The sequence below is a fragment of the Paraburkholderia sp. SIMBA_027 genome (genome assembly GCF_046535315.1).
Classification (GTDB): Bacteria; Pseudomonadota; Gammaproteobacteria; order Burkholderiales; family Burkholderiaceae; genus Paraburkholderia; species Paraburkholderia tropica.
Genome location: NZ_JAWRWY010000010.1, coordinates 193093 through 219345, shown reverse-complemented (window position 1 = coordinate 219345; position 26253 = coordinate 193093). Strand labels below are relative to the sequence as shown.

General features: G+C 66.2%; 20 protein-coding genes. 11 read left to right on the top strand and 9 right to left on the bottom strand.

The features are described from left to right. Positions 1 to 104: 104 nt before the first annotated feature. The 5 genes from SB764_RS20305 to SB764_RS20285 all read left to right on the top strand — a co-directional run bounded on the left by SB764_RS20305 (position 105) and on the right by SB764_RS20285 (position 11047). Positions 105 to 1445, top strand: a complete 1341-nt coding sequence (locus SB764_RS20305; RefSeq protein WP_124261283.1) for an efflux RND transporter periplasmic adaptor subunit — start codon at positions 105 to 107, stop codon at positions 1443 to 1445. Positions 1446 to 1463: 18 nt separating this feature from the next. Next, entirely contained in the window at positions 1464 to 4667 is a 3204-nt protein-coding gene (locus SB764_RS20300) for an efflux RND transporter permease subunit (RefSeq protein ID WP_074984927.1), read from the top strand. Beyond that, positions 4664 to 7978: an efflux RND transporter permease subunit gene (locus SB764_RS20295; RefSeq protein WP_065063472.1), complete on the top strand. Its 3315-nt coding sequence runs from the start codon at positions 4664 to 4666 to the stop codon at positions 7976 to 7978. The genes SB764_RS20300 and SB764_RS20295 overlap by 4 nt, the downstream gene beginning before the upstream one ends. Then, positions 7975 to 9543 carry an efflux transporter outer membrane subunit gene (locus SB764_RS20290; protein WP_410864566.1) on the top strand — a complete coding sequence of 523 codons (1569 nt, stop codon included), beginning with the start codon at positions 7975 to 7977 and terminating at the stop codon, positions 9541 to 9543. The genes SB764_RS20295 and SB764_RS20290 overlap by 4 nt, the downstream gene beginning before the upstream one ends. 301 nt (positions 9544 to 9844) lie before the next feature. Continuing rightward, positions 9845 to 11047, top strand: a complete 1203-nt coding sequence (locus SB764_RS20285) for a BamA/TamA family outer membrane protein (RefSeq protein ID WP_410864564.1) — start codon at positions 9845 to 9847, stop codon at positions 11045 to 11047. A gap of 49 nt (positions 11048 to 11096) precedes the next feature. On the opposite strand, the gene SB764_RS20280 is transcribed toward SB764_RS20285, so the two are convergent. Together SB764_RS20280 and nfsB are read right to left on the bottom strand one after the other, a co-directional pair. Beyond that, entirely contained in the window at positions 11097 to 11552 is a 456-nt protein-coding gene (locus tag SB764_RS20280; RefSeq protein WP_410864562.1) for a PACE efflux transporter, read from the bottom strand. 115 nt (positions 11553 to 11667) lie between these two features. Then, positions 11668 to 12321 (bottom strand): oxygen-insensitive NAD(P)H nitroreductase, encoded by a 654-nt coding sequence (nfsB, locus tag SB764_RS20275; RefSeq protein ID WP_065063464.1) that lies wholly within the window; start codon positions 12319 to 12321, stop codon positions 11668 to 11670. Positions 12322 to 12513: 192 nt separating this feature from the next. On the opposite strand from nfsB, the gene SB764_RS20270 reads away from it, so the two are divergent. Continuing rightward, positions 12514 to 12933 (top strand): secondary thiamine-phosphate synthase enzyme YjbQ, encoded by a 420-nt coding sequence (locus tag SB764_RS20270; RefSeq protein WP_410864560.1) that lies wholly within the window; start codon positions 12514 to 12516, stop codon positions 12931 to 12933. Positions 12934 to 13141: 208 nt separating this feature from the next. Further along, entirely contained in the window at positions 13142 to 13855 is a 714-nt protein-coding gene (locus SB764_RS20265; RefSeq protein ID WP_205996052.1) for a dienelactone hydrolase family protein, read from the top strand. Positions 13856 to 13961: 106 nt separating this feature from the next. Here SB764_RS20265 and SB764_RS20260 read toward each other — a convergent pair whose 3' ends face one another. The 5 genes from SB764_RS20260 to speB all read right to left on the bottom strand — a co-directional run bounded on the left by SB764_RS20260 (position 13962) and on the right by speB (position 21267). Further along, on the bottom strand, positions 13962 to 16316 hold the full coding sequence (locus tag SB764_RS20260; protein ID WP_410864558.1) for a peptidyl-prolyl cis-trans isomerase: 2355 nt from the start codon (positions 16314 to 16316) through the stop codon (positions 13962 to 13964). A 381-nt stretch (positions 16317 to 16697) separates the two neighbouring features. After that, the gene (locus SB764_RS20255) at positions 16698 to 18161 is read right to left on the bottom strand and encodes a purine-cytosine permease family protein (protein ID WP_065059168.1); all 1464 of its coding nucleotides are present in this window, start codon (positions 18159 to 18161) and stop codon (positions 16698 to 16700) included. Between the two features lie 132 nt (positions 18162 to 18293). Then, a complete protein-coding gene (locus SB764_RS20250) occupies positions 18294 to 19784 on the bottom strand; it encodes an aldehyde dehydrogenase family protein (RefSeq protein WP_410864556.1) in 1491 nt (496 codons plus the stop codon). Then, positions 19781 to 20236, bottom strand: coding sequence for a nuclear transport factor 2 family protein (locus SB764_RS20245; protein WP_110326226.1), 456 nt, complete (start codon positions 20234 to 20236; stop codon positions 19781 to 19783). Before SB764_RS20245 ends, SB764_RS20250 begins: the two co-directional genes overlap by 4 nt. Positions 20237 to 20301: 65 nt before the next feature. Next, positions 20302 to 21267 (bottom strand): agmatinase, encoded by a 966-nt coding sequence (speB, locus tag SB764_RS20240; protein ID WP_065059130.1) that lies wholly within the window; start codon positions 21265 to 21267, stop codon positions 20302 to 20304. A gap of 138 nt (positions 21268 to 21405) precedes the next feature. On the opposite strand from speB, the gene SB764_RS20235 reads away from it, so the two are divergent. The 4 genes from SB764_RS20235 to SB764_RS20220 all read left to right on the top strand — a co-directional run bounded on the left by SB764_RS20235 (position 21406) and on the right by SB764_RS20220 (position 24425). After that, positions 21406 to 22353, top strand: a complete 948-nt coding sequence (locus SB764_RS20235; RefSeq protein WP_410864554.1) for a LysR family transcriptional regulator — start codon at positions 21406 to 21408, stop codon at positions 22351 to 22353. Positions 22354 to 22432: 79 nt separating this feature from the next. After that, entirely contained in the window at positions 22433 to 23203 is a 771-nt protein-coding gene (locus SB764_RS20230) for a hypothetical protein (RefSeq protein ID WP_074984946.1), read from the top strand. 56 nt (positions 23204 to 23259) lie between these two features. Then, positions 23260 to 23583, top strand: a complete 324-nt coding sequence (locus SB764_RS20225) for a cupin (RefSeq protein ID WP_065059127.1) — start codon at positions 23260 to 23262, stop codon at positions 23581 to 23583. 137 nt (positions 23584 to 23720) lie between these two features. Continuing rightward, on the top strand, positions 23721 to 24425 hold the full coding sequence (locus SB764_RS20220) for a glutathione S-transferase N-terminal domain-containing protein (RefSeq protein ID WP_110326229.1): 705 nt from the start codon (positions 23721 to 23723) through the stop codon (positions 24423 to 24425). A gap of 32 nt (positions 24426 to 24457) precedes the next feature. On the opposite strand, the gene SB764_RS20215 is transcribed toward SB764_RS20220, so the two are convergent. Beyond that, positions 24458 to 25180 carry a DUF4410 domain-containing protein gene (locus SB764_RS20215; protein WP_080180475.1) on the bottom strand — a complete coding sequence of 241 codons (723 nt, stop codon included), beginning with the start codon at positions 25178 to 25180 and terminating at the stop codon, positions 24458 to 24460. A 76-nt stretch (positions 25181 to 25256) separates the two neighbouring features. After that, positions 25257 to 26183: a LysR family transcriptional regulator gene (locus tag SB764_RS20210; RefSeq protein WP_124261295.1), complete on the bottom strand. Its 927-nt coding sequence runs from the start codon at positions 26181 to 26183 to the stop codon at positions 25257 to 25259. Between the last annotated feature and the right edge of the window lie 70 nt (positions 26184 to 26253).

Genomic DNA, 26253 nt, shown 5'->3' with positions numbered 1-26253 from the left:
CCCGCACATGGCCCCTGCAAGCGCGTCAACGCGCGTGCCGCACACGAAGACCATCGCGCTGATTGCGGGATCGACAGCGACGCCGCATCGACCGGGAGACTGGCATGAGCGATACGCCGAACTACCCCGCCGCCCCGCAAACGCCACCGCCCACGCCGCCTTCGCCGCCTTCCCGGCAAACTCCGCCGCCCGCGCGCAAGCGTCGCGGCGTGTGGATTCTGGCGCTCGTCATCCTCGTGCTGATCGTGCTCGTGGTGCTGCACGTGCTGCACCGCAAGAAGCCCGAACGCGGCGCGGCGGCGCAGGTCGTCACGGTCGCGCCCGCCGCGCTCGGCGCAATGCCCGTCACGCTCAACGCGCTCGGCACGGTCACGCCCGTGGCCACCGTCACGGTGCTGCCGCAATTGAGCGGCTATCTCACGGAAGTCGGGTATCGCGAAGGTCAGGACGTGGTCAAAGGCCAGTTCCTCGCGCAGATCGACCCGCGCCAATACGAGATCAACAAGGAGCAGGCCCAGGCCACGCTCGCCAAGGATCAGGCCTCGCTCGCCCAGGCCCGCTCCGACCTCGCGCGCTACACGTTGCTCAACGAGAAGAAGTCGATCGCCGAGCAGACCTACGCCGACCAGAAGTTCCTCGTCGCGCAGGACGAAGCCGCCGTGAAGTCGGACCTCGCCACCATCAAGCAGTACGAGCTCGATCTGATCTATTGCCACATCACCGCGCCGGTGTCGGGCCGCGTCGGCCTGCGTCTCGTCGATCCGGGCAATTACGTGACGGCGTCCAGCTCCACGGGCATCGCCGTCATCACGACGATGAAACCCACCACGGTGCAGTTCACGGTGCCGCAAAACGCGCTGTCCGACGTGCTGCAACGCACGAACGCGGGCGCGAAGCTGCCGGTCACCATCTATAGCGCCGACAACACCAAGGAACTCGCCACCGGCACGCTCTACGCGATCAGCAACCAGATGGCCACGGCCACCGGCACGGTCACGCTGCGCGCGAGCGTCCCGAACGACGACGAGGCGCTGTTCCCGAACGAGTTCGTCAACGTGAAGCTGCTGGTCGACACGATGCAGAACGCCGTGCTCGTGCCCACGCCCGCGGTGCAGTCGGGCGCGCCCGGCGACTACGTGTATCTCGTCAACGACAACAACACCGTGTCGGTTCACAAGGTCACGATCGGGCCGGGCGACGGCCAGCATACGGTGATCGTCTCGGGCCTGAGCGCGGGTCAGCGCGTGGTCACCGACGGTCTCGACCGCCTCAACGACGGCGCGAAGATCCAGCCCGCGGGCGCGCGCCCGGCCAGTGCAGCAAGCGGCGCCAAAGCGGCGCGCATGGGCAACGCCTCGCACGCGCATGCGCATGCCACGACCGCAGCGTCGGACGCCCCGGCCGCCAGCGCGGCCACGGCGGATTCCGCTTCGCAAGCGTCCTAAGCAACCCGTCCCGCCCCGATGAATATTTCGCGTCTTTTCATCCTGCGGCCCGTCGCGACATCGTTGCTGATGATCGCGCTGGTGCTGGTCGGCCTCGTGGCGATGAAGTTCCTGCCGGTCTCATCGCTGCCCGCGGTCGACTATCCGACCATTCAGGTGCAGACTTTCTACCCCGGCGCGAGCCCGACCGTGATGGCCACCACCGTCACCGCGCCGCTGGAAGTGCAGCTCGGCGAGATTCCGGGCTTGCAGCAGATGGTCTCGTACAGCTCCGAGGGCGCCTCGGTCATCACGCTGCAATTCGACCTCTCGCTCAATCTCGACGTCGCCGAGCAGAACGTGCAGCAGGCCATCAACGCGGCCAACAGCTATCTGCCGAGCGGCCTGCCCGCGCCGCCGACCTACGCCAAGGTCAATCCCGCCGACCAGCCGATCCTCACGCTCGCGGTCACGTCGAATTCGATGTCGCTCACGCAGTTGCAGGACGCGGCCAACAACCGCCTCGCGACCAAGATTTCCGAAGTGCCGGGCGTGGGTCTCGTGAGCACGGCGGGCGGCAACGTTCCGGCCGTGCGCGTGGAAGCCGATCCGCAGAAGCTCGCCGGTTACGGCCTGAATCTCGACGATCTGCGCACGCTGCTCGCCAACGTGAACGTGAGCGCGCCGAAGGGCAACTTCGACGGCCCCGAGCTCGACTACACGATCAATTCGAACGACCAGATTTCCGATCCGAAAGATTACGAAGACACGGTCATCGCGTACCAGAACGGCGCGCCGGTCTACATGAAGGACGTGGCGCGCGTGTCCACGGCCGCGCAGGATGTGGAGCGCGGCGCCTGGTACAACAAGCAGCCCGCCATCGTGCTGAACGTGCAGCGCCAGCCGGGCGCGAACGTGATCGCCACGGTCAACCAGATCATGCGCCAGCTGCCGCTGCTCGAAGCGACGCTGCCGGCCGGCATGAAGGTCACGGTGGTGTCGAACAGCGTCGGCGTGATCCAGTCCTCGGTGCACGACGCCGCGTTCGAACTCGTGCTCGCGGTGGCGCTCGTGGTCGCCGTGATTTTCGTGTTCCTGCGCAATCTGCCCGCCACGATCATTCCGAGCATTTCGGTGCCGGTCTCGCTGATCGGCACGCTCGCGATCATGTACGAGCTCGGCTATTCGATCGACAATCTCTCGCTGATGGCGCTCATCATCGCCACCGGTTTCGTCGTCGACGATTCCATCGTGATGATCGAGAACATCGTGCGTTATCTGGAAGAAGGCGAAAAGCCCTTGCAGGCTGCGCTAAAAGGCGCGGGACAGATCGGCTTCACGATTCTCTCGCTGACCATTTCGCTGATCGCCGTGCTGATTCCGCTGCTGTTCATGGGCGGCGTGATCGGGCGTCTCTTCAGCGAATTCGCGGTCACCCTCGCGGTGACCATCGTGCTGTCCGCCGTGGTCTCGCTGACCGTGGTGCCGATGATGTGCGCGCGCATTCTGCGGCCCCAGGCCGAACGCCATCCGAGCCGCTTCGAGCGCATCAGCGAAGGGCTGTTCGACAAGACGCTCGCCGCCTACGAGCGCGGCCTGCGCTGGGTGCTCGACCATCAGATCCTCACGCTGATCGTGGCCGTGCTCACCGTGGCCATCACCGGCCTGCTCTATGTGGTGATCCCGAAGGGCCTCTTCCCGGTGCAGGACGTGGGCGTGCTCCAGGCGATCAGCGTGGCAGACAATTCGGTGTCGTATTCGGCGATGGTGCGCCGCCAGAGCGAACTGGCCGAGCAGATCCTCAAGGACCCCGACGTGGTCTCGCTCACGTCTTACGTGGGCATCGACGGCATCAATAACACGCTGAACAACGGCCGCTTCCTGATCAACCTGAAGTCGCACGACGACCGCTCGGAAACCGCCGAGGAAATCGGCCGGCGCATCCAGCAGTCGGTGGCGAAGGTGCCGGGCATTCGCCTCTATGTGCAGCCCGAGCAGGATCTGACGCTCGACACGACGGTCTCGCGCAGCCAGTACAACTTCGTGCTGCGCGGCCCGAGCCAGGAAGCGTTCGGGCAGTACGTGCCCGACCTCGTCGCGCGCATGAAGCAGATTCCGTCGATCGCCGACGTCACGAGCGACCTGAACACGGACGGTCTCTCCGTGAACGTGCAGGTGAACCGCCAGCTCGCGGCGCGTTACGGCATCACGGCGGCGACCATCGACAATGCGCTTTACGACGCGCTGGGCCAGCGCATCGTCTCGACCATCTTCCAGCAGTCGGACCAGTACCGCGTGATTCTGGTCGCGAAGCCGGAGTCGCTGCCGACGGTCGATTCGATCGGCGACATCTATCTGCCGAGCCAGACCGCGAGCACGGGCCAGGTGCCGCTCAAGGGCATCGCGACCATCAGCATCACGCGTTCGCCGCTGATGATCAGCCACCTCGCGCAATTCCCCTCGGTGACGATCTCGTTCAATCTCGCCGACGGCGCGTCGCTCTCCTCCGCCGTGCGCGACATCCGCAAGGCCGAAGCCGCCGTGAAGCTGCCGCCGTCGATCACCTCGTCGTTCCAGGGCGCGGCGCAGGCCTTCGAGGACTCGCTGTCGAGCGAGGTCTATCTGCTGATCGCCGCCATTGTGGCCGTGTATATCGTGCTGGGCGTGCTCTACGAGAGCTACGTGCATCCGGTGACGATTCTCTCGACGCTGCCTTCGGCGGGCATCGGCGCGCTGCTCGCGCTGATGATCGCGGGCAAGGACCTCGACGTGATCGGCATCATCGGCATCGTGCTGCTGATCGGCATCGTCAAGAAGAACGCCATCATGATGGTGGACTTCGCGCTCGAAGCCGAACGCGTGCACGGCAAGCCGCCGCGCGAGGCGATTTTCGAGGCCTCGCTGCTGCGCTTCCGCCCGATCCTGATGACCACGCTCGCGGCCATGCTCGGCGCGCTGCCGATGCTGCTCGGCACCGGCACGGGTTCGGAACTGCGCCGCCCGCTCGGGCTCGCGATCATCGGCGGCCTGACGGTTTCGCAGTTGCTCACGCTGTTCACCACGCCCGTGATCTATCTGATGTTCGATCGTCTCGCGGAGCGTTTCGGCCGCAAGCGCAACCGCGATGAAAGCGGCGACGCGGACAGCAACGCGCCTGGCGACAACGGCGGCGGTGGAAACAGCGGTGGGAACAACGGCGGCAGTGGCAACAACCCGCCGCCCGCGCCCGAGGCGACACCGTGAACCTTTCGGCGCTTTTTATCCGCAGACCGGTCGCGACCTCGCTGCTCGCGATCGCGATCCTGCTCGCCGGCACGCTCGCGTTCTTCCGTTTGCCCGTCGCGCCGCTGCCCAACATCGCCTATCCGGTGATCGTGGTGCAGGCGAACATGGCGGGCGCGAGCCCGGAAACCATGGCGTCCACCGTGGCCGAACCGCTCGAACGGCGGCTCGGCACGATCGCCGACGTCAGCCAGCTCACGTCGATCAACAACGTGGGCTCGTCGCTGATCGTGGTCGTGTTCGGCCTGAACCGCGACATCAACGGCGCCGCGCGCGACGTGGAAGCGGCCATCCAGGCCGCGCGCGCGGACCTGCCCACCACGCTGCGCAGCAATCCCACTTACCGGCAGTACAACCCCGCGAGCGCGCCGATCATGGTGCTCGCGCTCACCTCCGACACGCTCACGAAAGCGCAGCTCTACGATTCCGCCGACTCGGTCATCATGCAGCAGCTTTCGCAGGTGGACGGCGTGGGCCAGATCACGCTGGGCGGCGGAGCGCTGCCCTCGGTGCGCGTGGAGTTGCAGCCTGGCAAGCTCAATAGCTACGGCATCGGCCTCGAAGACGTGCGCGCGGCGATCGGCGCGGCCAACGCGAACAGCGCGAAAGGCCACCTCGACCAGGGCGACCAGCGTTTCGTCGTCACCTCGAACGACCAGATCAGCAATGCCGCGCCGTTCCGCGACGTGGTGATCGCCTATCGCGACGGCGCGCCCGTGTATCTGCGCGACGTGGGCACCGTGCGCGACTCGAACGAAAACATCCGCAACGCCGGCCTCTACAACGGCAAGTCGGCGGTGCTCGTGATCGTCTATCCGATGCCGGGCAGCAACGTCGTGAAGACGGTGCAGCAGATCCAGGCGCGCCTGCCCAACATCGAGGCCGCCCTGCCCGCCACCATCAAGGTGAACGTGGCGGTGGACCGCTCGGAGTCGGTGCGCGCCTCGGTCGCCGACACCGAGCGCACGCTCTTCATCGCCGTGCTGCTGGTGATCGGCGTGGTGTTCGTGTTCCTGCTCTCGCCGCGCGCCACGCTGATTCCGGCCGTGGCGCTGCCGCTCTCGATCATCGGCACTTTCGGCCCGATGTACCTGCTCGGCTACAGCATCGACTCGCTCTCGCTGATGGCGCTCACCATCGGCACCGGCTTCGTGGTCGACGACGCCGTGGTGGTGCTCGAAAACATCGTGCGCCATATCGAGGCCGGGCTCGATCCGAAAGAGGCCGCGTTGCGCGGCTCGGCCGAAGTGGGCTTCACGGTGCTCTCGATGAGCCTCTCGCTGATCGCCGTGTTCCTGCCGATCCTGCTGATGCCGGGCATCGTCGGCCTGCTGTTCCACGAATTCGCGATGACGCTCTCGATCGCGATCCTCATCTCGCTGATCGTCTCGCTCACGGTCACGCCCGCGATGTGCGCCTACGTGCTCAAACGCGAGCAGGTGCACAAGGAGCCGTCGCGCGCCGCGAAATGGATCGACGCGCAGTTCGAGCGCTTCAAGCAGTTCTATTCGCACTCGCTCAACGTCGCGCTCGATCACGCGAAGCTCGTGATCTTCCTGCTGTTCGCGCTGCTGGTCGGCAACGTGTTTCTCGCGCGCCTGCTCTCGGGCACCTTCTTTCCCGAGCAGGACACGGGCATTCTGATCGGGCAGATCATCGCCGACCAGAGCATTTCGTTCACGGCGATGGAGAAGAAGCTCGCGCAACTGCAGGAGATCGTGCAGCAGGATCCGGCGGTGGCGTCGGTGGCGGGCTTCACGGGTGGGCGCGCGCTCAACACGGCCAACGTCTTCATCGAACTGAAGCCGCTCGCGCAGCGCAAGCTCTCGGCCAGCGAAGTCGTGAACCGGTTGCGGCCCAAGCTCAACGGCGTATCGGGCGCACGCCTGTTCCTGCAGGCGCAGCAGGATCTGCAGATCGGCGGACGGCAGTCGGCGGCGGAGTATCAGTACACGCTCACGAGCGATGATGCCGACGCGCTGTTCAAATGGGTGCCCAAGCTCGTGACCGAGCTGAACAAGCATCGCGGCGCGATCATGGACGTGAATTCGGACCTGCAGCAAAACGGGCTGCAGACCTATGTGACCGTGAACCGGCAGACCGCGAAACGCTACGGCTTCGATCCGAACCAGGTCGACAGCGTGCTGTACGACGCCTTTGGCCAGCGCACGGTCTCGACCATCTACAACCCCATCAACCAGTACTTCGTGGTGATGGAAGTGGCGCCGGAATACTGGCAGTATCCGCAATCGTTCGATCGCATCTATCTGAGCACGGCGGCGGGTAACGCGAGCGGCTCGGCGTCCACGCAGATGTCGAGCAGCACGGTATCGGGCGTGACCGCGTATAGCGCGATCACCAGCACGAGCACGTCGAGCAGCAGCACCAACGCCCTCAACGCCGACGCCGTGGCGAACCAGCAGAACAACTCGATCGCCAACAGCAAGGGCGGCAGTTCGAGCGGCAGCGCGGACAGCACGGCCGCCGAAACCATGGTGCCGGTGACCGCGATGATGAACTGGAGCGTGAGCCACACCGCCACTCAGGTGAACCACCAGAGCGGCCAGGTCGCGGGCACGATCTCGTTCAATCTGCCGACGGGCGGCTCGCTGTCCGAAGCGGGCAAGATCATCGAGCAGGCCGAACGCGATATCGGCATGCCCGCTGCGATTCACGGCGAATTCGCGGGCGCGGCCCAGGCGTACGCGCAGTCGATGGGCACCGTGCCGCTGCTGATTCTCGCGGCGCTGGTCGTCGTGTATATCGTGCTGGGCGTGCTCTACGAGAACACCATCCACCCGCTCACGATTCTCTCGACGCTGCCTTCTGCGGGGATCGGCGCGATTCTCGCGATGCTGATCTTCGGCACGCCGTTCTCGGTGATCGCGATGATCGGCATCATTCTGCTGATCGGTATCGTCAAGAAGAATGGGATCATGATGGTGGACGTCGCGATCCAGAATCAGCGCAATCTGGGCATGGATGCGCGCAGCGCGATTCACGACGCCGCCGTGGTGCGCCTGCGCCCGATCATGATGACGACCTTCGCCGCGGTGCTGGGCGCGGTGCCGCTCGCGGTCGGCATCGGCCAGGGCGCGTCGCTGCGCCAGCCGCTCGGCGTGACCGTGATGGGCGGCCTGCTCCTCTCGCAGGTTTTCACCCTGTACACCACTCCTGTGATTTATCTGTTCCTCGACCGCCTGCGCGCGCGACTCGCACGCTGGGCCGCACGTCTGCCCTGGAATCGCCAGGCCGATGAGAGCGCATCATGAAAACGACTGACTTCACTCTGATTCACCGCACGCGGCGTACGCTGCCGCTCGCGCTCGCCGCCGGCCTCGCGTTCGCGCTGAGCGGCTGCATGGTCGGCCCCGACTACCATCGCCCGCAGGTGTCGGTGCCCGCTCAATGGAAAGAGCTGCCGGGCTGGACCGAGGCCGAGCCCAGCGCCGCCGAAGCGCCGAAGGGCGACTGGTGGACCGCCTTCCACGATCCGCTGCTCGACGAACTCGAACCGCTCGTCACCGTGTCGAACCAGACCGTGCGGCAGAGCTACGCGAACTATCAGGAAGCGCTCGCCGAAGTGCGCGTGGCGCGCGCGGGCCTCTTTCCGACGCTGGGCGTGACCGGTTCGGCCACGCGCGAGCGCGCCTCGACGACCACCACGACCGGCAGCGCCGCCCGCATCGTCAACGCGGGCTCGCTCGAAGCAAACGCAAGCTGGGCGCCCGACCTCTGGGGCGAGGTGCGCCGCCAGATCGAGGAGCAGTCGGCCACGGCCCAGGCGAGCGAAGCCACGCTCGCCAATGCGCAGCTTTCGGAACAGATCGCGCTCGCGAACGCCGTGATCGACCTGCGCATCACCGACGCCGACATCGACCTGCTCACAGCGACGGTCGCGGCATACAAGGACTCGCTGCGCGTGGTGAGCGATCAGGATGCGGCGGGCACCGTCGCGCCGTCCGATCTGCTCACGGCGCGCACGCAACTGGAAAACGCGCAGGCGAGCCTGATCGCGCTGGGCGTTTCGCGCGCGCAGTACGAGCACGCGATCGCGGTGCTGGTAGGCCGCAATCCGGAAGACGTGACGATCCCGCATAGCGAGCGCCTGCCGATCCTGCCGGAAATCCCGGCGGGCGTGCCGTCGACCATCCTGCAACGCCGCCCCGATGTCGCGACCGCGGAACGTCAGATGGCTTCGGCAAACGCGGCCATCGGCGTGGCCGTGGCGGCGTACTACCCGAGCATTTCGCTCTCGGCGCTCGACGGCTTCACGCAATCGCCGCTGTCGGGTCTGCTGCACATCAGCAACTATGTGTGGTCGCTCGGCGCGAGCGCGACCGAAACGATCTTCGACGGCGGCCTGCGCAGCGCCGACGTGGACGCCGCGCGCGCGAGCTACGACGCCTCGGTGGCGAACTATCGCGGCACCGTGCTGACGGCGTTCCAGGACGTCGAAAACGATCTTTCGGGCCTGCGGATTCTCGCGCAGCAAAGCGCGGTGCTCGAATCGGCCGTGCGTGACGCCACGCGCGCCACGCAGATCGCGCAGAACGAGTACGAGGCTGGCACGGTCGATTACACGACGGTCGTGACCGCGCAGGCCACGCAATTGAGCACGCAACAAAGCGCGCTGACCGTGCAGCAGAGCCGCCTGCTCGACGCCGCCGCGCTGATCGGCGACCTGGGCGGCGGCTGGAACGGCCAGATGCACGATGCGCGTCATCCGGATCGGGTCGACGGCAACGCGAATCCGGCCATCGGCGCGAGCGCGAGCGCCGGTGCGGCGGCGCCTGTGCAGGCGAGCGGCGTGGCGGCGGCCGCGCCGAATCCGTAAGACTCGGGCGCGGTCGCGCGCGCATTTTCGTTGAACTTGCCGCGCCTTGATGTGCCGCGCATGCCGTTCGTGCATGCGCTTTGATGCAGCCCTTCTCATCCCCCTCTTCACCCCCTGCGAGCGCAACCGATCGTGAGATCGGCTGCGCTATGCTGAATTGTCGGGCGCGCATCGTCGGCTTTGTGCCTTGGTGCGCTTGCTCGTGCGCTTGGCTCGTGCTCACGCGCGCCGCCGCGCCCCCCGTCGATCATCGCCTGCACCACAGCATCGGCACGATGCCGATGCGGGAGATTTCGCCACGATGACACGCCACCGGCACTCGAACCTCGCCATGCTGTGCGCGCTGCTCGCACTCGCCGTGACGGCCCACGCCGAATCCCCACCCAACGCGGACGACGCTAACAGGACAACCGCAGCGCACCCCACGGGGTTCGCACGGTTTCGCGACACGCAAGACGGCGCGTTCGACCTCAGCGACTTGCTGCTCAATCACAAGGGCGTGTTGCCGGTACCGACCATCATCACCGAACCGGCCGTGGGCTACGGCTTCGGACTTGGGCTGCTGTACTTCAGGGCCCCCAAACGCGAGGCAAGCGACAATGCCGGCTCAGCATCGAACAGCGCCGACGCCAAACCGACAATGTCACCGCCCAACATCACCGGCGTGGGCGGTTTCTTCACCGGCACGCATAGCTGGGGCGCGGGCCTCATGCACTTCCACAGCTGGGACGACGACCACATCCGCTATCTCGGCGTGCTCGGCAAGGTCAATCTGCATTTGAATTACTACGGTCCGCAAGGCAACGCCAACGCGTACCAGTTGAGCGGCGTCACCGTGGTGCAGCAGATTTTATTCAGGATTGCCAATAGCCCGTGGTACGTCGGGCCGCGCTATACGTTCTTCGATTCGGCCACGCGTTTCGGCCCGCTGCTGCCCAACGGCCTCCACCATTTCGAGCGCGAGGTGCGCGTGGGCAAAGGCGGCATCGTCGTCGATTACGACACGCGCGACAACATGTTCTATCCGAGCCACGGCACCTACGCGGAATTCGAAGCCGATTTCGCGCGCGGCGGCTTCGGCAGTTCGAACGCGTTCGACATGCAATCGGTGAAGGCGTATCACTGGATCGAAATGACGCCGCGCTGGATTCTCGGACTGCGCGTGGACAGCGGCTTCTCGCAGGGCGACATCCCGTTTTTCGCGCAACCTTACGTGAGTTTGCGCGGCGTCTCCGATGCCCGATTCCAGGACCGCAATCAGGTCACGGGCGAACTGGAACTACGCTGGAACGTCACGCCGCGCTGGGCGCTGCTGGGCTTCGGCGGCGCGGGCAAGGCCTGGGGCAAGCTGCATGCGTTCGGCGACGCGCCGACGGCTTTCGGCTTCGGCACCGGTTTTCGTTATCTGATTGCGCGCAAGCTCGGTTTGTCGATGGGCATCGATGTGGCGCACGGCAACGGCCAGAACGCGTTCTATATTCAGGTGGGCAGCGCGTGGCGCTAAGTTACGTACTGAAGTGCGCGCTGAGTTGCGTACTGAAGTGCGCGCCGGATCACGTGCAAGGTTCCGATTCCGCACGCGGCTCCAGCGGCAGCGCCGAAGCGGGCAAACCGAACACGCGATCGAAGAGCAGATTGAAGACGTAGGCGTAGACGAGGAAGAACACCGCGAGGCCGACGTCCATCACGAACGCCTCGCCGAGCGGCACGCGCAGCGTGAGCGCAATCATCGGCACGAGAAACAGGATCAGGCCGCCTTCGAAACCCACGGCATGCGCGATGCGCCGCGCGACGCTGCGTCCGCGCTTCGTCTGGCGCGCTTCCCAGCGCTCGAACAACGTGTTGAACACGACGTTCCAGATCACCGCGATCAGCGACGAGAAAATCGCCGCCGCGCCCGCGCGGTCCATGCCGCTGCCCGACAGCGAGGCGAAACTCGTGCTGGTGATGAGGATCGCGATCCCCTCGAACAGCGCGACGTAGACGATCCTGCGTTTGATTCCCTGCATGCCGTGAGCGCTCCCGCGCGATGTTTTGCCTGGAAACCGGAAGTGAAAACCGGAAGCGGCGATGGTACCAGCATCCGCGCCGCCTCCCGTTTTCACGGCATGCGCGCCGTGGACCTTACGCGAGGTCCGTGAACACGGCTTGCGCCGTGAGACGCGACTTCGGCAGCTTCGCGTTGAAGTCGTCGGCGCTGCGGTAACCGAGGCTGATCACGACGAGCGACGTCAGGCCCTGATCGGCCAGACCGAGTTCCGCGTCGAGCGCCGCGGCGTCGAAACCTTCCATCGGGCAGGCGTCGATTTCGAGCGTCGACGCGCCGATCAGCACCGAACCCAGCGCCAGATACGCCTGCTTTTCCATCCACGACGGCAGATCGTTGCGCTCGCGGTGCAGGTTCACGTAGAAATTGCGCGTGTTCGCCTGCCCCGTCTTCGCTTCGGCGCTCGCGAAGCGGCCATCGGCCTCTTCCTGCGCGAGCACGGCGTTCAGATGCGCCTCGTCCATGTCCTTGCGCACGCACAGCACGAGCACGTGCGAAGCCTTCAGCACCTTCGGCTCGTTGTATGCGTAGCCGGGCTGCATGGACTTCGCCACGCGCGCGCGCGCCGCGTCGCTTTCGGCCACCACGAAGTGCCACGGCTGCGAGTTCACCGACGACGGGCTGAAGCGGATCAGCTCCTTGAGTTCGTCGATGACCGCGGCCGGGATCTTGCGGGCGGGATCGAAAGACTTGGTCGAATGGCGCGACTTGGCGAAGCGGGTGAGGTTCAAAACATTCTCCTGAATCGATGCGAGGTCTGACGTCGGCCGCCAGCGCGGCGGCAAGGCCGGTATCCTACCAGCATGCAGCGAAGGCCGTGCAGGCGGCCATCGGACCTGCTGCGGCGTCCCCGCTCTGCCTGCTCGCCCCGCCTGCTCGCTTCGCCCGCCCCGCTTACGCATCGCGCCTTACCGGAGAAACCCATGCGCCAGGCCATCCATCATCTGCACGTGCACGCGCGCTCGCGCGGGCTTTTCGATTTCACCGCGCAGGTGCGCGAATTCGTCCGCGAAACCGGCATCGGCACGGGTTTGCTGACGCTGTTCTGCCGTCACACCTCGGCTTCGCTGCTAATTCAGGAGAACGCCGATTCCTCGGTGCGCCGCGATCTCGAACGCTATTTCGACGCAATCGCGCCCGAGGATGCCCAGCGCTACGAGCACGACACCGAAGGCCCCGACGACATGCCCGCGCATCTGCGCACCGCGCTCACGCAGACGCAGTTGTCGATTCCGGTCGAGTTCGGCGGTCCGGTGCTCGGCACGTGGCAGGGGATTTATCTGTTCGAGCATCGGCGTCACGCCTCGACGCGCGATGTCGTGCTGCACCTGATCGGTGAATAGACGCGCGCCGGACACCCGCCGTTAGCGAACCTCGTCGCGCCAGCATCGACTTCGCGCCGCTGCATCCGAGCAAAGCGCGCGCGCAGACGCTATGCTACGGCTTGCGCTTTTTCGACACCGGTTTGCGTTCGCCGCTTTCGCACGCGAACGCCTTCGAACGCCTTCGAACGATTCCTCACCGATTCACCGAACCCTCAAGGAACGCCTTATGACAAAGACCACCGGCTCCATGATTTCCTTCAACCGCCCCGACGGCAAAGCGCTGCAAGGCTACCTGGCCACGCCCGCCAAAACGGAGGGCGCGCCCGCCATCGTCGTGATCCAGGAATGGTGGGGCTTGAACGGCCAGATTCGCGGCGTGGCCGACCGTCTCGCGCAAGCCGGTTACTACGCGCTCGTGCCCGACCTCTATCGCGGCAAGAGCACGGTCGAGGAAGAAGAAGCGCATCACCTGATGACGGGTCTCGATTTCGGCGACGCCGCCTCGCAGGACATCCGCGGCGCGGTCGACCATCTGCGCACGCTGACCGACCGCATCGGCGTGACCGGCTATTGCATGGGCGGCGCGCTCACGCTGCTGGCCGCCAACCAGATTCCCGATCTCGCGGGCGTGGTGACGTGGTACGGCTTCCCTCCGCTCGAGTACCTCGACGCGAGCAAGATCACCGCGCCGGTGCTGGGCCACTGGGGCACGCAGGACGGCTTCTTCAAGGTCGAGACCGTCGACGAACTGGAAAAGAAGCTCAAGGACGGCGGCGTGAACGTCGAGTTCCATCGCTACCTCGCCTATCACGCGTTCGCGAACGAAGAGGCCGTCGGCCCGGGCCGCATCGCGCACACGCAATTCGATCCGGTCTGGTCGCAGCAGGCGTGGGACCGCACGCTGACGTTCTGGGGCCGCACGCTCTGGAAGCAGGGCTGAGCGCGGCGGCGTGTAGCCGCTGGCTGAAAGCATGGAAAAAGCGCGGCGCACGTTTTCGAACGTGCGCCGCGCGATGGTCCCACAAAGAGACGGGACGCGACTCACCTCATTGCTGGATCGTCGCGCCGCGAATCTGCGCTGCGGTGAAAGCCGCCGCTGCTTTCTGCAGCGCCAGCACCTCGAGTTGCGCCTTCACCGTGTCCTTCACCTGCTCGAACGGCGGAATCTGCGTCGGACGCTTTGCATCCAGCTTCACGATCACCCATGCGTTACCGATCTGGACCGGCTGCGGTGTGATCCCGCCTGCTGGCAATTGCGCGATTGTGCGCGCGATCGGCAGCGGAAGTCCCTGAGTCTTGCCCTCCGCCGCCGGCACCGGAAAACTCATCCACGGCATTTCACCGCCTTGCGCCCCGGTCGCCGCCACGCTATACGCTTTCGCCAGTGCGTCGAACGGCTCACCTGCTTTGACCTGCGCGAGCACCTTCCGGGCGGTCGCCTCGTCGCCGACGGTGATGATGCGCGCCTTGAATTCGTCCTTGCCGAGCGACGCGACGAGCGCGTCGTAGCGCGAGCGAACCTGCGCGTCCGTCACCGCGTCGGGATGCACGTGGTCCGCGAGATAGAGCCTCACCTCGGTGTCGATCTTCGCCTGCGCCGGCGCCTGCTTCACCTCGGGCTTCTGGTCGTAATGCGCTTTCTCCGCGCCCTGGCGCAACACTTCACGCGCGATCAGTCCGCTGGTCACCGTCCCCGTGTTGAGGATGCTGTTCGCGTAATTCAGCGCGACGTTCGTCCCGCTGATCTCGCCGTCCGCGCTCACGCTCGCCCAGTTCTGCGGCAGCAGCACCTGCGGCATGAGCGCCTGAACGGTCGGGCAGCTCGCGTTGCCCGTCGCCGTACAGCCCGGCTGCGGGACCGTCTGCTCGACGTACCAGAGCATCGGCGCGGTAATCGCGCCCGAGGTATTCGTGACGCTCGCGGCCTGCGTCGTACTGCCCGCGCTCGTCCCCGCGCCGCCGATCACGACGTCATGTCCCGCGACGAGATTCCCGTAGGTGTTCGCGAGCGCGTTCGTGCCGACGACGATATCGTTGCCCGCCGTGACGTTCGCGTTGGTCTGCTGGTAGCTGTAGCTTTCCGAGTTCGGGTTCGTGGTCGAGAGCGTCGCGCAGCCCGCGCTGTAACCCGCCGCGCAACCGGCCGTCGTCGTCATCGTGCCGACGTTGGTGCCCTGGTTCGTAAAACTGTTCGACGTGATGTTGACGTTGTTCGTCGCGGCAATCGATCCGGCGTTCGTCAGATCGCCGCCCGAGAGATTGACGTCATGACCGGCGACGATCTGCCCCGCGCCGCCCTGCACCGAGACCGACGACGAGGTCGAGAGCGGCGTGACCGTTCCGGGCGCTGCGAGCTTGATGTAGTTCTGGTTCGCGAGGCCCGTGTCGTTGATCGAGACATTCCCGCCGCTCGCCAGCGTGACGTTCTCGCTGCCGAAGGTCTTGCCGACGACGATATCGCCCGCCGCGCTGACGCTGACGTTGCCCGCCGTCGCGGCGAGCGGACCTTGCAGGTTGACGCCCTGGCCTGCGGCGGTCGAGACGATGAACACCTGCCCTGCGGTAACCGATCCGAACGCGCTCGCGTCGACGGCCACCGCGCCGGGCTGCCCCGCAACGACGTTCGACGTCCAGTAGGCCGAGCCGGTCGAACCCGGCGTCGGCGTAACCGTCTGGTTGCCGGTGACGACGTTGACGGCCTGGTTCGCGTAGAGCGGCGCGTTGAGGCTGACCGACTGCCCGATCAGATCGATGTTGCCGACCGTGCCTTCGATGCCCGCGCCGGGACCGTTCGCCCCCGTCGAGCCCGGCGCTCCATGGATACTGACGTTGCCCGATGACACGGCGAACGCGACCGCGCCCGCGTTCGCGAAGCTCGCCGCCGCACCACCCGGGCCGGTGATGAACTGCGGCACGCCCGTGGTCAGGACGAGCCCCGGCGCGTTGGTCAACGACAGGCCGCTGACGCTCACGCCGTTCGGCGCGGCGACGATCACGCTCGCCGGAGAGCCAAACACTTCGAGCGGCCCGGCGAGGATCGCCGGAGCGGTCGACGTCACCTGATTGAGAATCGTCGTTGCCGTGCGACCCGCGAGGTTCGGATTCGCGCCAAGCGCGCCGCCGAGCAGCGGCGTACCGGAGACGAGGCTGTTGTTCAGCACCAGGCCGGTGCCCGCGTCGACACCGAATGAGGAATACTGATTAACGCTCAGACCCGCCGCATTGGGCGCAGTGATGTTGACGGCGGGCACGCCCGCGCCCGTCTGCGTTATCGTTGGCTGAAACTGGACCGGCGCGCGTGGATCGACGATCGGCGGCGCGGCGTGCGCAGCCTGATCCGCCAGCAGCATCGCAGGCGTGAAGTACATCACCACCGTCATGATCGCGGCGGTCGCCCGCATCCATATCGGACGTCTTGTCTCGCGCAAGCTTTCGCTTGTTCCGGCCGCGCCTGTCAAGCGTCGCGCATCACGCGCAACATGCTGCGGGGCCAGCTGTCTCCTGAGTCGTGCTTCGGCTTTCATGCTCGTTGAAATCCACGCAGATCGATTTGGAGCGCGAATCTAACACCGCCTTACAAGCACATTCGTCAAGAATTGTCACAGTCACTTCGTGACCCTGGGGCACGTCATATCACGTCGACTTCGCTGCCTCCGGCGATGAATTTCCGCATTTCGACTCTCCACGCCACACCGTTCTACAAGGACAAACCGACACCACAAAACGAGCGCGGCGCACGTAAAAAACCGTGCGCCGCGCTCGTTTTACCGCTTCAATTCGATTCAACTCCTCCGCGTCATCGCCTGATCGAGCTCCGCAATCTCCCGCTCGCTCTGCGCGACAGCCTTGCGCTCGCCCTGCGCGTCGATCGAGCGGGCCAGCGCGAGATACACGAGCGCCGACACCGCAAGCCCCACCGCCCACGCCACATCCACGCCGCCGATGCGCGCGGCCAGCGGCCCCGTATAAATCCCCGGCAGCACGAAGAACGGCACCGTCGCGGCAAAACCCACCGCGTAGGCGATCAGCCCGCGCGCGCCCCACGCGCCATAGAGACCGCGCGGCGTGAAGAGTTGCGTGATCGCGTAGTGGCCGCGGCGCACGAAGAAGTAATCGACCAGATTCACCGCCGTCCAGGGCACCAGCAGATACAGCATGATCGTGAGCGCCGCGAACAGAATGTCGATGGCGTTACCCGACAGCGACAGCGAGATCACCACCCAGACAAGTCCGAGCGCGAGCACCGTCACCACGCGCACGGTTTGCGTCGGCTTCACGGGCTTGAACGAATCGACCGCCGTGACCACCGTGAGCATCGCGCTATAGGCGTTCAGGCCCATCGTCGCGACCATCGCGCCCACCGACGCCAGCGAGATCAGCACGCCGAAGCCGCGGAACATCGCGTTGCCCGCATCGTAGAGCGCGACGAGACCGTCCGACGCGCCCAGACGCGTCGCGAGCCACGCACCGAGCGCGATCAGCCAGATCGCCGACGCCGACGCCCCGACGAACACCGCCGCGATAATCGCGCGCGGTTTCGTATCGCGCGGCAGATAGCGCGAGTAATCGGACACATACGGCGCATAGGTGATGTTGTAGCTCGCGCTGGCCGCGAACTGCGCGGCGAATGCAACGAGCGAGAAGCCGCCCGCGTGCACGATGCCGGGCTTCACGCCGACCGCGCCGAACAGGATCCACAGCGTCAGCAGCACATAGAGCGGCAGGCTCGCGACCAGCAGCCACTTGAACACGCGATGCAGCCAGTCGTGACCGTAGATCGCCAGCGCCAGCGCGATCAGCGCCGTGACGATGGTGACGAGCGTCGGCGACCAGCCGAAGATGCCCTTCACGCCGCTCGCCATCAGCACGGTATCGACCACGTTGAAGCCGATGAACGTGAACAGCGTGGCGATCAGGATCAGCACCACGCCGCGATAGCCGAACTGCGCGCGCGACTGGATCATCTGCGGCAGGCCGAGATGCGCGCCCTGCGACGCGTGAAACGCCATGAACAGCGTCCCGAACAGAATGCCGAGCACGCCCGACAGGATCGTGTAGCCGAGCGACAGTCCCATGCTCGGACCCACGAAGCCGATGGCGATCGTGAAGAACTGGAAGTTGCCGAGAAACCAGAACGGCCCTTGTCCCGCCACGCTGCCGTGGCGTTCGTGCGCGGGCACGTAGTCGATCGAACGCACTTCGATCTTGCGCCATTTCGAGGGCACGGCGGCGCCGGGCGCTTCCATGCTGCGTGGCGGTTCGGCCCCGTCGGCCGCCCAACCGTTGACGTTGTCAGTGTTCATCTGTCTGTTCCTGTGGGGTGCGCCTGCCCGCGCGCGCGACGCGCGCGAGCGATGGCGTTGACGGCGGGTTCGTTATTACGGTTGCAGCGACGGCGACAATGGCGGCGCGCCAGCCGGACGCGCGCGAATGACATGCTTGATTTCCTGATAGGCGCGCACGCCCCAGGGTCCGAGTTCGCGGCCGATGCCGCTGAGCTTGCGCCCGCCCCAGCCGGTCTGCGGGAAGATCACTTGCGGCGCGTTCACCCAGACGACGCCCGACTCGCAGGCGTCGGCGACACGCGCGGCACGTTCGGCGTCGGCGGTCACGACCGTGGCGACGAGTCCGTAGTCGCTGTCGTTGGCGAGCGCAATCGCCTCGTATTCGGTATCGAACGCACGCACCAGTGCGACCGGGCCGAAGATTTCCTCGCGCCAGAGCACGTTGTCGGGCGCGACGTTCGCGCAGACCGTCGGCGCGACGAAGAAGCCTGGACGCGCGAGCGCACCGCCGCACAGCACGCGCGCGCCTTCGTCCTTGCCGCGCGCGAGCAGGCCGAGCACGCGCTCGCGCTGCGCCGCGCTGATCAGCGGTCCCACGCGTGTGTCGGCATCGCCGGGCGCACCGACGACCGCGTCGCGCGCGAGCGCCACGAGCCGCTCGACGAACGCGTCGTGCAGCGCTCGCGCCACCAGCACGCGCGAGGTCGCCGAACACATCTGCCCCGCGTTGAAGAACGCGCCGTTGAAAGCGAGTTCGACGGCTTCGTCGAGATCGGCGTCGTCGAATACGATCAGCGCCGACTTGCCGCCCAGTTCGAGCGAGACGCGCTGCATGCGCTCGGCGGCGGCGCGCATCACGGCTTGCCCGGCGGCGGTGCTGCCCGTGAACGAGACCTTCGCGACGCCGCGATGCGCGGCCAGATGCGCGCCCACCTCGCGCGCGCCGGCGACCAGATTCACCACGCCCGCGGGCACGCCCGCCGACGCGACGATGTCGGCCAGCGCGCGTTCGGCGAGCGGCGTGAGTTCGGACGGCTTGATGACGACCGTGCAGCCCGCCGCCAGCGCGGGCGCGAGCTTCCACGCGGCTGTCACGAGCGGGAAATTCCACGGCACGATCAGCGCGCAGACGCCCACGGCTTCGTGGCGCACTTCGGCGTCGAAACCCGGGTCGGGCAACGCGACCGTCGATGTGGTGGCCACGCCGCCATCGCGACACAACTGCGCGTAGTAATGGAACGTGGCCGCCGCGTCGCTCACGTCGAGCTGCGCTTCGAAACGCGGCTTGCCGTTGCACTGCATCTGCAGGTCGATCAGTTCGACGCTGCGCGCTTCGATGCCTTGCGCGATGCGTTCGAGCAGCTCGCCGCGCACGGTCACGGGCGTCTTGCGCCAGCCGAGCAAGGCGCGCGCGGCAGCGGCGACGGCGGCGTCCACGTCGGCGGCGCTCGCGGCCGACACGCGCGCAACCGGTTGCCCGCTGCACGGATCGATCAGCTCAAGCGGCGCGCCTTCGCCATGCCGCCATTCGCCATCGACGAATACGCCCGGCTCCACGGCCGCGACTACGGTCTCGCGCTTCATGCGGAAACCTCCAGCGCGTTCGCTTCGTTCACGTCGTGCTGCACGGCCACGCAGGCGTGCGGCGACAGATGCTCGTGCACGGCGATCCAGCCGGCGCCTTCACGCGCGAACACGATCGTCTCGCGCTCGACCAGCGTCTCGCGGCCCGCGTGCGTGCTTACCTGCGTACGCACGTTGTGCGTGAAGATCGCCACGTCGCCGAGACACTGCACGGCGCGCCCGCTCGACTCGCAGCCGAGCACGGCGAAGCCGTCGTCGCGTTCCCACTGACGCCACAGCGCCTCGTAGGCCGCGCGCATCGGCAGCGCTTCGCTCACGTGATGAAATACGAAACTGGCGTGCGGCGCGAAGGCCGCGAAATAGGCGTCGCGGTCGTGGCGCGCGAACGATGCGATCAGCGCATCGGCGGCGGCCAGAACGGCGGTCTCGGTGGAAGTCGGGGTCTCGCTCATGCTTGCTCTCCGGGGAACTGGCGTCATCTTTGAATCATTTCGGATGCCGTATCAATCGACATCGCTCAGGCGCGATACGCCACGCCGGGCAGCACGCACAGCATTTCGAAGGCGAGATTCGCGGCCAGCAGCGCCGTGGTGCCTTGCGGGTCGTACGGCGGCGAGACTTCCACCAGATCCGCGCCCACCAGATTCAGGCCGCGCAAACCGCGAATGATTTCCAGACCTTGCGGCACCGTGAGTCCGCCGATCTCCGGCGTGCCCGTGCCTGGCGCGAACGCGGGATCGAGGCCGTCGATATCGAAGCTCAGATAGACGGGACCGTTGCCCATCTGCTCGCGCACCTCCTTCATCAGCGTCTCGAGCGAGCGGTTCCAGCACGCCTCGGCCTGCACCACGCGAAAGCCCTGATCGCGGCACCAGTCGAAATCGTCGGCATGATAGCCGGTGCCGCGCAGACCGATCTGCACCACGCGGTCGCAATCGAGCAGGCCCTCTTCCACCGCGCGGCGAAACGGCGTGCCGTGGGCGATTTTCTCGCCGTACATGGTGTCGTTGACGTCGGCATGCGCGTCCACGTGGACCACGCCGACCTTGCCGTACTTCTTGTGCATCGCGCGCAGGATCGGCAGCGCGATCGTGTGGTCGCCGCCCAGCGTGACCGGCTTGCAGCCGCCGGCGATGATGCCGTCGTAGGCCGTTTCGATATCGGCGATCGCCTTGTGGATGTCGAACGGATTGATCGCCACGTCGCCGATATCGGCCACCTGCAGCGAGTCGAACGGCGCGGCGCGCGTCGCCATGTTATAGGGCCGCAGCAGCACCGACTCGGCGCGGATCTGGCGCGGGCCGAGGCGCGCGCCGTTGCGGTTCGAGGTGCCCAGATCGAACGGCACGCCGACGAAACAGGCGTCGAGTCCCGCGCTCGTGTCGGCGATCGGCAGACGCATCATCGAAGCGATGCCGCCGAAGCGCGGCATGGCGTTACCGGAAAGCGGCTGGTTCAGCGGGGTGTGTTGCGAGTCGTTCATATCCGTATAAACCCTGAAAACATCGATAGGAGCAGTGGGATGAAACCCAATGCTGGCAATGCTAGAGGGAAAAAAATACGGATAAAATGACGGCCTGATGATGTTTACATCGATTCGCATCAATGTGAGGATTGAAGCATGCTGGCCAACCTGACCGACTTCGACCTGCGGCTGATCCGCGTTTTTCTCGCCGTGGTCGACGCGCGCGGGCTGACGGCCGCGCAGGCCGCGCTCAACGTCGGGCAATCGACGATCAGCACGCAGCTCGCTTCGCTGGAAACGCGGCTCGGCTTCCGGCTCTGCGAGCGCGGGCGCGGCGGCTTCAAACTCACGGCCAAGGGTGAACGTTTCGCGATGTCGGCGCGGCGGCTGCTGATGGCCACCAATACGTTCTGCGCCGAAGCGGCCAATATGGACCGCCAGCTCGTCGGCGAACTCAATCTCGGCCTGATCGGCCACACGCCGTTCAGCCAGAACGCGCGCATCAGCGACGCCATCGCGCGCTTTCGCCAGCGCGACCAGGCCGTGCGCTTCAACATCCAGATCCGCTCGCCGGGCGAACTGGAGGAGCAGGTGCTCAACGGCAAGGTCGATATCGCGATCGGCTATTTCTGGCACCGCGTGCCGAGCCTCGACTACACCTCGCTGTTCATCGAGCGCCAGTACGCGTATTGCGGCGCGCGCCACGCGCTGTTCGGGCGCGTCGCCCACGCTGACCAACCGGGCGACGTGGGGGCCGCCGAAGCCGCCGCGTGCGAGTGGGCGTGGCGCAGCTATCCGCTGCCGGAGGCGCAGCATTCCACGCACGAGCGCAATGTGACCGCCATCGCCGACAACATGGAAGCCGTCGCGTTGCTGATCCTCTCGGGCCATCATCTCGGCTATCTGCCGGTGCATTTCGCCAAGCCTTATGTCGACGGCGGCCTGCTGCGCGCCGTGAATCCCTCGGCGCTGCGCTACGACGTGACCTTCCATATGGTCACGCGGCGCATGACGAACGCGGGCGACATTCAGCGCGCATTCATCGAGGATCTGCGCGCCGTGCATCTGAACGAGGTCGAGCGCGAAGACGCGGCAAACGCGTAGAATCGCTCCACCCAGCCGCCTTGCCTGCCAACGTTTATTGCCGTTCACGCGCCTTCGACTCACGCCACTCGGAGCCACCATGACGCAATACCTTCAGCATCCCGCGTATCTCTTCGTCACCTTGATTGTCTGCCTGCCGCTGGCCGCCGCGCTCGGCGCGGTCGTGCTCGACCGCCGCTTCCCGCTCTCCGAGGAGGCGCGCGAAAACTACAACGTCGTGCAAGGCGCCACGCTCACGCTGCTCGCGCTGCTGATCGGCTTCACGCTCTCGATGGCGGTGGGCCGCTACGACCAGCGCAAGAATCTGGAGGAGGAAGAAGCGAACGCGATCGGCACGGAATATCTGCGCGCGGATCTGATCGGCGGCGCGGGCGCGGCGAACCTCAAAGCGCTGCTCGCGAAGTACACCGAGACGCGCGTGCTCTACTACACCACGCACGAAAGCCACGCCCTCGCGCGAATCAACCGCACGACCGCCGATCTGCAAACGCAGCTCTGGAACGGCGTGCGCGACGCGGCGGCGGCGCAGCCGAATCCGGTCACGGCGCTCGTGGTGGCGGGCATGAACGACGTCATCAACACCCAGGGCTATACGCAGGCCGCGTGGATCAACCGCATTCCCGTGGCGGCATGGATACTGATGATCATCATCGCGCTGTTCAGCAATCTGATGCAGGGCTATGGCGCGCGCGGCAGGAGCGGCAAGCGCATTCTGCTGTTCGTGCTGCCCATCACGGTCTCGCTGTCGCTGACCCTGATCGCCGATATCGACAGCCCGCGCGGCGGCCTCATCCGCGTTGCGCCGCTCAATCTGATCAGCTTTCAGCAGTCGTTGCCGGCGCAACATTAAACGCGCAGCATCCAGCATCGCGCGCCGCGTTTTATCCCTTGTTTTCGTGCTCCCTCATGAAGATCATCCGCAGCAAGAGCTTTACCGCCGAGCGCGCCTGGGGCGCGCTCGATATCGCGAATCTGAACGGCACGACCGTGCGTCTGCACTGGACCGACCAGCCGTACAAATGGCATGTGAACGACGGCGAGGAAGTGTTCGCAGTGCTCGACGGCACTGTCGACATGCACTACCGGGAACGCAGCGAAACCGGCGTGTCGGAACACGTGGCCGTGCTCGAAACCGGCGACGTGTTTTATGCGCAGGTGGGCTGCGAACACGTGGCGCATCCGCGCGGCGCGGCGCGCATTCTCGTGATCGAGAAGGAAGGCAGCGTGTGAACGCCGTCACGCGCAACGGCAAGGATCGAGCAAGAATCAGGACACGCCCAACGCGCTTGCCGTAATTCTTCTACACTAGGCGGCCTTCGTCGCACGGCCAGACCGATCGACACGACAAGACCACTCAGAGGAAAAGCATGAACGCACTTTCGACCTTCCCGATCTCCGAAAAATGGCCGGCGCAGCATCCCGAGCGCATCCAGCTCTATTCGCTGCCCACGCCCAACGGCGTGAAGGTCTCGATCATGCTGGAAGAACTGGGCCTGCCGTACGAGCCGCATCTCGTGCGCTTCGACGCCAACGATCAACTGTCACCCGCGTTTCTCTCGCTGAATCCGAACAACAAGATTCCCGCGATTCTCGACCCGAACGGTCCGGACGGCGCGCCGCTGCCGCTGTTCGAATCGGGCGCCATCCTCATCTATCTCGCCGACAAGACCGGCCAGCTCCTCGCCCGCTCGGGCGCGGCGCGCTACGAAGCGATCCAGTGGGTGATGTTCCAGATGGGCGGCATCGGCCCGATGTTCGGCCAGCTCGGCTTCTTCCACAAGTTCGCGGGCAAGGAGTACGAGGACAAGCGTCCGCGCGACCGCTACGTCGCCGAGTCGAAACGTCTGCTCAATGTGCTCGACCAGCACCTCGCGGGCCGCACGTGGATCATGGGCGACGACTACTCGATCGCCGATATCGCCACGTTCCCGTGGGTGCGCAATCTGGTCGGCTTCTACGAAGCGGGCGATCTGGTGGGCTTCGACTCGTTCAGCAACGTCAAGCGCGTGCTCGATGCATTCGTCGCGCGTCCTGCGGTGCAGCGCGGGCTGGAGATTCCGAAGCGCGTGTGAACGCGGCTTTTTCTGCGGCGTCGCGGCATGACTCAGGGCGCGGCTTTCACGCGCGCCACCACGGTATCGGCAACCTGTCCCGCCGCGCGCTCCACGGTCAGGCGCTGATCGCCGCGCGCGATCACGAACTTCGCGGCGGCCACGTAGGGATTGAGCGCGATGGCCGCCCCCGCGCCCGGCGTCTTGTGGCTCGACTGCGCGTCGATCACCTGATAGAGCGGCGCGGGCGCGTGCGTCGCCAGATCGTCGACGGCCACCGCCAGCTGAACCTCGCTCGCGCCCGAGCCGAAGCCCACCATCGCGCGCCGCAAGCGGTCGCCCTCGTCCACCTGCAGGAACACGCCGCGCACGAGCCAGCCTTGTGCGGGCATGGGCGCGCCCGCCGCGAGTCGGCGCGCATCGACACCGGCGCGGCGCAGGTCGGCGACCAGCGTCGACGCCATCTCCTCGACGATGTCGCGCGCTTTCGCCTGCGGATCCTCGCCGCGCAGACGCGGCAAAGGCCTCGGCAGCAAACCGCCCGCGAGACGCCGCGCCTGATCGACGGGATTCTGATCGGTCGTGACGCTGGAGGCGTCGAGTTCGAAATCGCTTACGTAGACGAGCGGCGCGGTCGCGGGGACGGCGGACTGCACCGCTTCGGCAGTCGCCGGAGTTTGCGCGTAAGCGGGAGTTTGCGAGTCAACCACGCTCGCGCCGAACCACAGCGCGGCGAGCACAGAACGCCAGGTAGAACGCCGTGCGGACAGGCTCATCGGACACTCCGGCGATGGACGATGCGTCCATCATAGTCGCGGCGCGCGACGATTTCCTTCTGCGTGCCGGCCGTGCTCAGACGTTCGCTTTCTGCGCATCCGCGAGCAGTTCCTGAGCGAGCGTGACGGCCACCTCGCCCGCCGGCGACATTGTGCGCTCGGCCAGCACCACGAGCGCGATATCGAGCCCCATGCGCGGCGAATCGGCCACCTCGATGCGCTCGATCGTGCCCGCCGCCAGCTCGCGCCGCACCGACGACACCGTGCCGAACAGCAAGGCGTCGGTCTGCTCGACGAAGGACTTCAGCACCTGCAGATCGTTGCATTCGAGCTGCACGCCAATCGACTCGTGCGAGCGGATCTTCATGAGCCGATGCACGGCCGCGCGCATGAACGGCGGCAGCGGCACCGACACCAGCGGAAAGTCGCGCAGCACCGCCGTGCTCACCGCGCCGCGGCGCGTGAGCGGATGCCCGGCGCGCGCGAACCAGCCGCCGTCGTGCCGCTTGAGCGACTTGATGGCGAGCGCGGGATTGTCGGGCAGCACGCGCCGGTCGGTGACGAGAAAGTCGAGCTGTTCGGCCAGCAGCATCTCGACCATCTGCATGCCCTGATTCACCGACACCTTCATCTCGACCGCCGGATGACGGCGCGACAACGCCACCAGCAGGTCGGGCATGAGCACCATCGTCGGATACGGCCCGAGGCCCATGCGCACCTCGCCCGCTTCGTGCGACTTGAGCAGTTCGACGTCGCGCGTCAGGCAACTGGCCTCGAACAGCACGCGCCGCGCGCGCTCCACCACCGCCTTGCCCGCCTGCGTGACCGCCACGCCGCGCACCGCGCGGTCGAACAGGCGTAGTCCGAGTTCCTCTTCGATCGCCTGGATGCTGCGGCTCAGCGCGGGCTGGCTCAGATGCACGCGCTCGGCCGCGCGCGCGAAGCTGCGCTCCTCCGCGAGCGCCACCACGTGGCTCAAACGCCGGACACTCAGGTCATGCATGCCTTGCAAGCTCCCATCGGTGAGAATGCGTTTTTTGAATGTCCGAGCGTAGTCGCGAAACGCACCCGGC

Bases quoted from the DNA above. Each gene is read 5' to 3' on its own strand.
- SB764_RS20305 (WP_124261283.1), top strand. From the start codon at position 105: ATGAGCGATACGCCGAACTACCCCGCCGCCCCGCAAACGCCACCGCCC.
- speB (WP_065059130.1), bottom strand. From the start codon at position 21,267: ATGAACGACTCGCAACACACCCCGCTGAACCAGCCGCTTTCCGGTAAC.
- SB764_RS20300 (WP_074984927.1), top strand. From the start codon at position 1,464: ATGAATATTTCGCGTCTTTTCATCCTGCGGCCCGTCGCGACATCGTTG.
- SB764_RS20210 (WP_124261295.1), bottom strand. From the start codon at position 26,183: ATGCATGACCTGAGTGTCCGGCGTTTGAGCCACGTGGTGGCGCTCGCG.
- SB764_RS20290 (WP_410864566.1), top strand. From the start codon at position 7,975: ATGAAAACGACTGACTTCACTCTGATTCACCGCACGCGGCGTACGCTG.
- SB764_RS20260 (WP_410864558.1), bottom strand. From the start codon at position 16,316: ATGCGGGCGACCGCCGCGATCATGACGGTGGTGATGTACTTCACGCCT.
- SB764_RS20255 (WP_065059168.1), bottom strand. From the start codon at position 18,161: ATGGAAGCGCCCGGCGCCGCCGTGCCCTCGAAATGGCGCAAGATCGAA.
- SB764_RS20235 (WP_410864554.1), top strand. From the start codon at position 21,406: ATGCTGGCCAACCTGACCGACTTCGACCTGCGGCTGATCCGCGTTTTT.
- SB764_RS20265 (WP_205996052.1), top strand. From the start codon at position 13,142: ATGACAAAGACCACCGGCTCCATGATTTCCTTCAACCGCCCCGACGGC.
- SB764_RS20285 (WP_410864564.1), top strand. From the start codon at position 9,845: ATGACACGCCACCGGCACTCGAACCTCGCCATGCTGTGCGCGCTGCTC.
- SB764_RS20230 (WP_074984946.1), top strand. From the start codon at position 22,433: ATGACGCAATACCTTCAGCATCCCGCGTATCTCTTCGTCACCTTGATT.
- SB764_RS20245 (WP_110326226.1), bottom strand. From the start codon at position 20,236: ATGAGCGAGACCCCGACTTCCACCGAGACCGCCGTTCTGGCCGCCGCC.
- SB764_RS20270 (WP_410864560.1), top strand. From the start codon at position 12,514: ATGCGCCAGGCCATCCATCATCTGCACGTGCACGCGCGCTCGCGCGGG.
- SB764_RS20220 (WP_110326229.1), top strand. From the start codon at position 23,721: ATGAACGCACTTTCGACCTTCCCGATCTCCGAAAAATGGCCGGCGCAG.
- SB764_RS20215 (WP_080180475.1), bottom strand. From the start codon at position 25,180: ATGAGCCTGTCCGCACGGCGTTCTACCTGGCGTTCTGTGCTCGCCGCG.
- SB764_RS20225 (WP_065059127.1), top strand. From the start codon at position 23,260: ATGAAGATCATCCGCAGCAAGAGCTTTACCGCCGAGCGCGCCTGGGGC.
- SB764_RS20280 (WP_410864562.1), bottom strand. From the start codon at position 11,552: ATGCAGGGAATCAAACGCAGGATCGTCTACGTCGCGCTGTTCGAGGGG.
- SB764_RS20250 (WP_410864556.1), bottom strand. From the start codon at position 19,784: ATGAAGCGCGAGACCGTAGTCGCGGCCGTGGAGCCGGGCGTATTCGTC.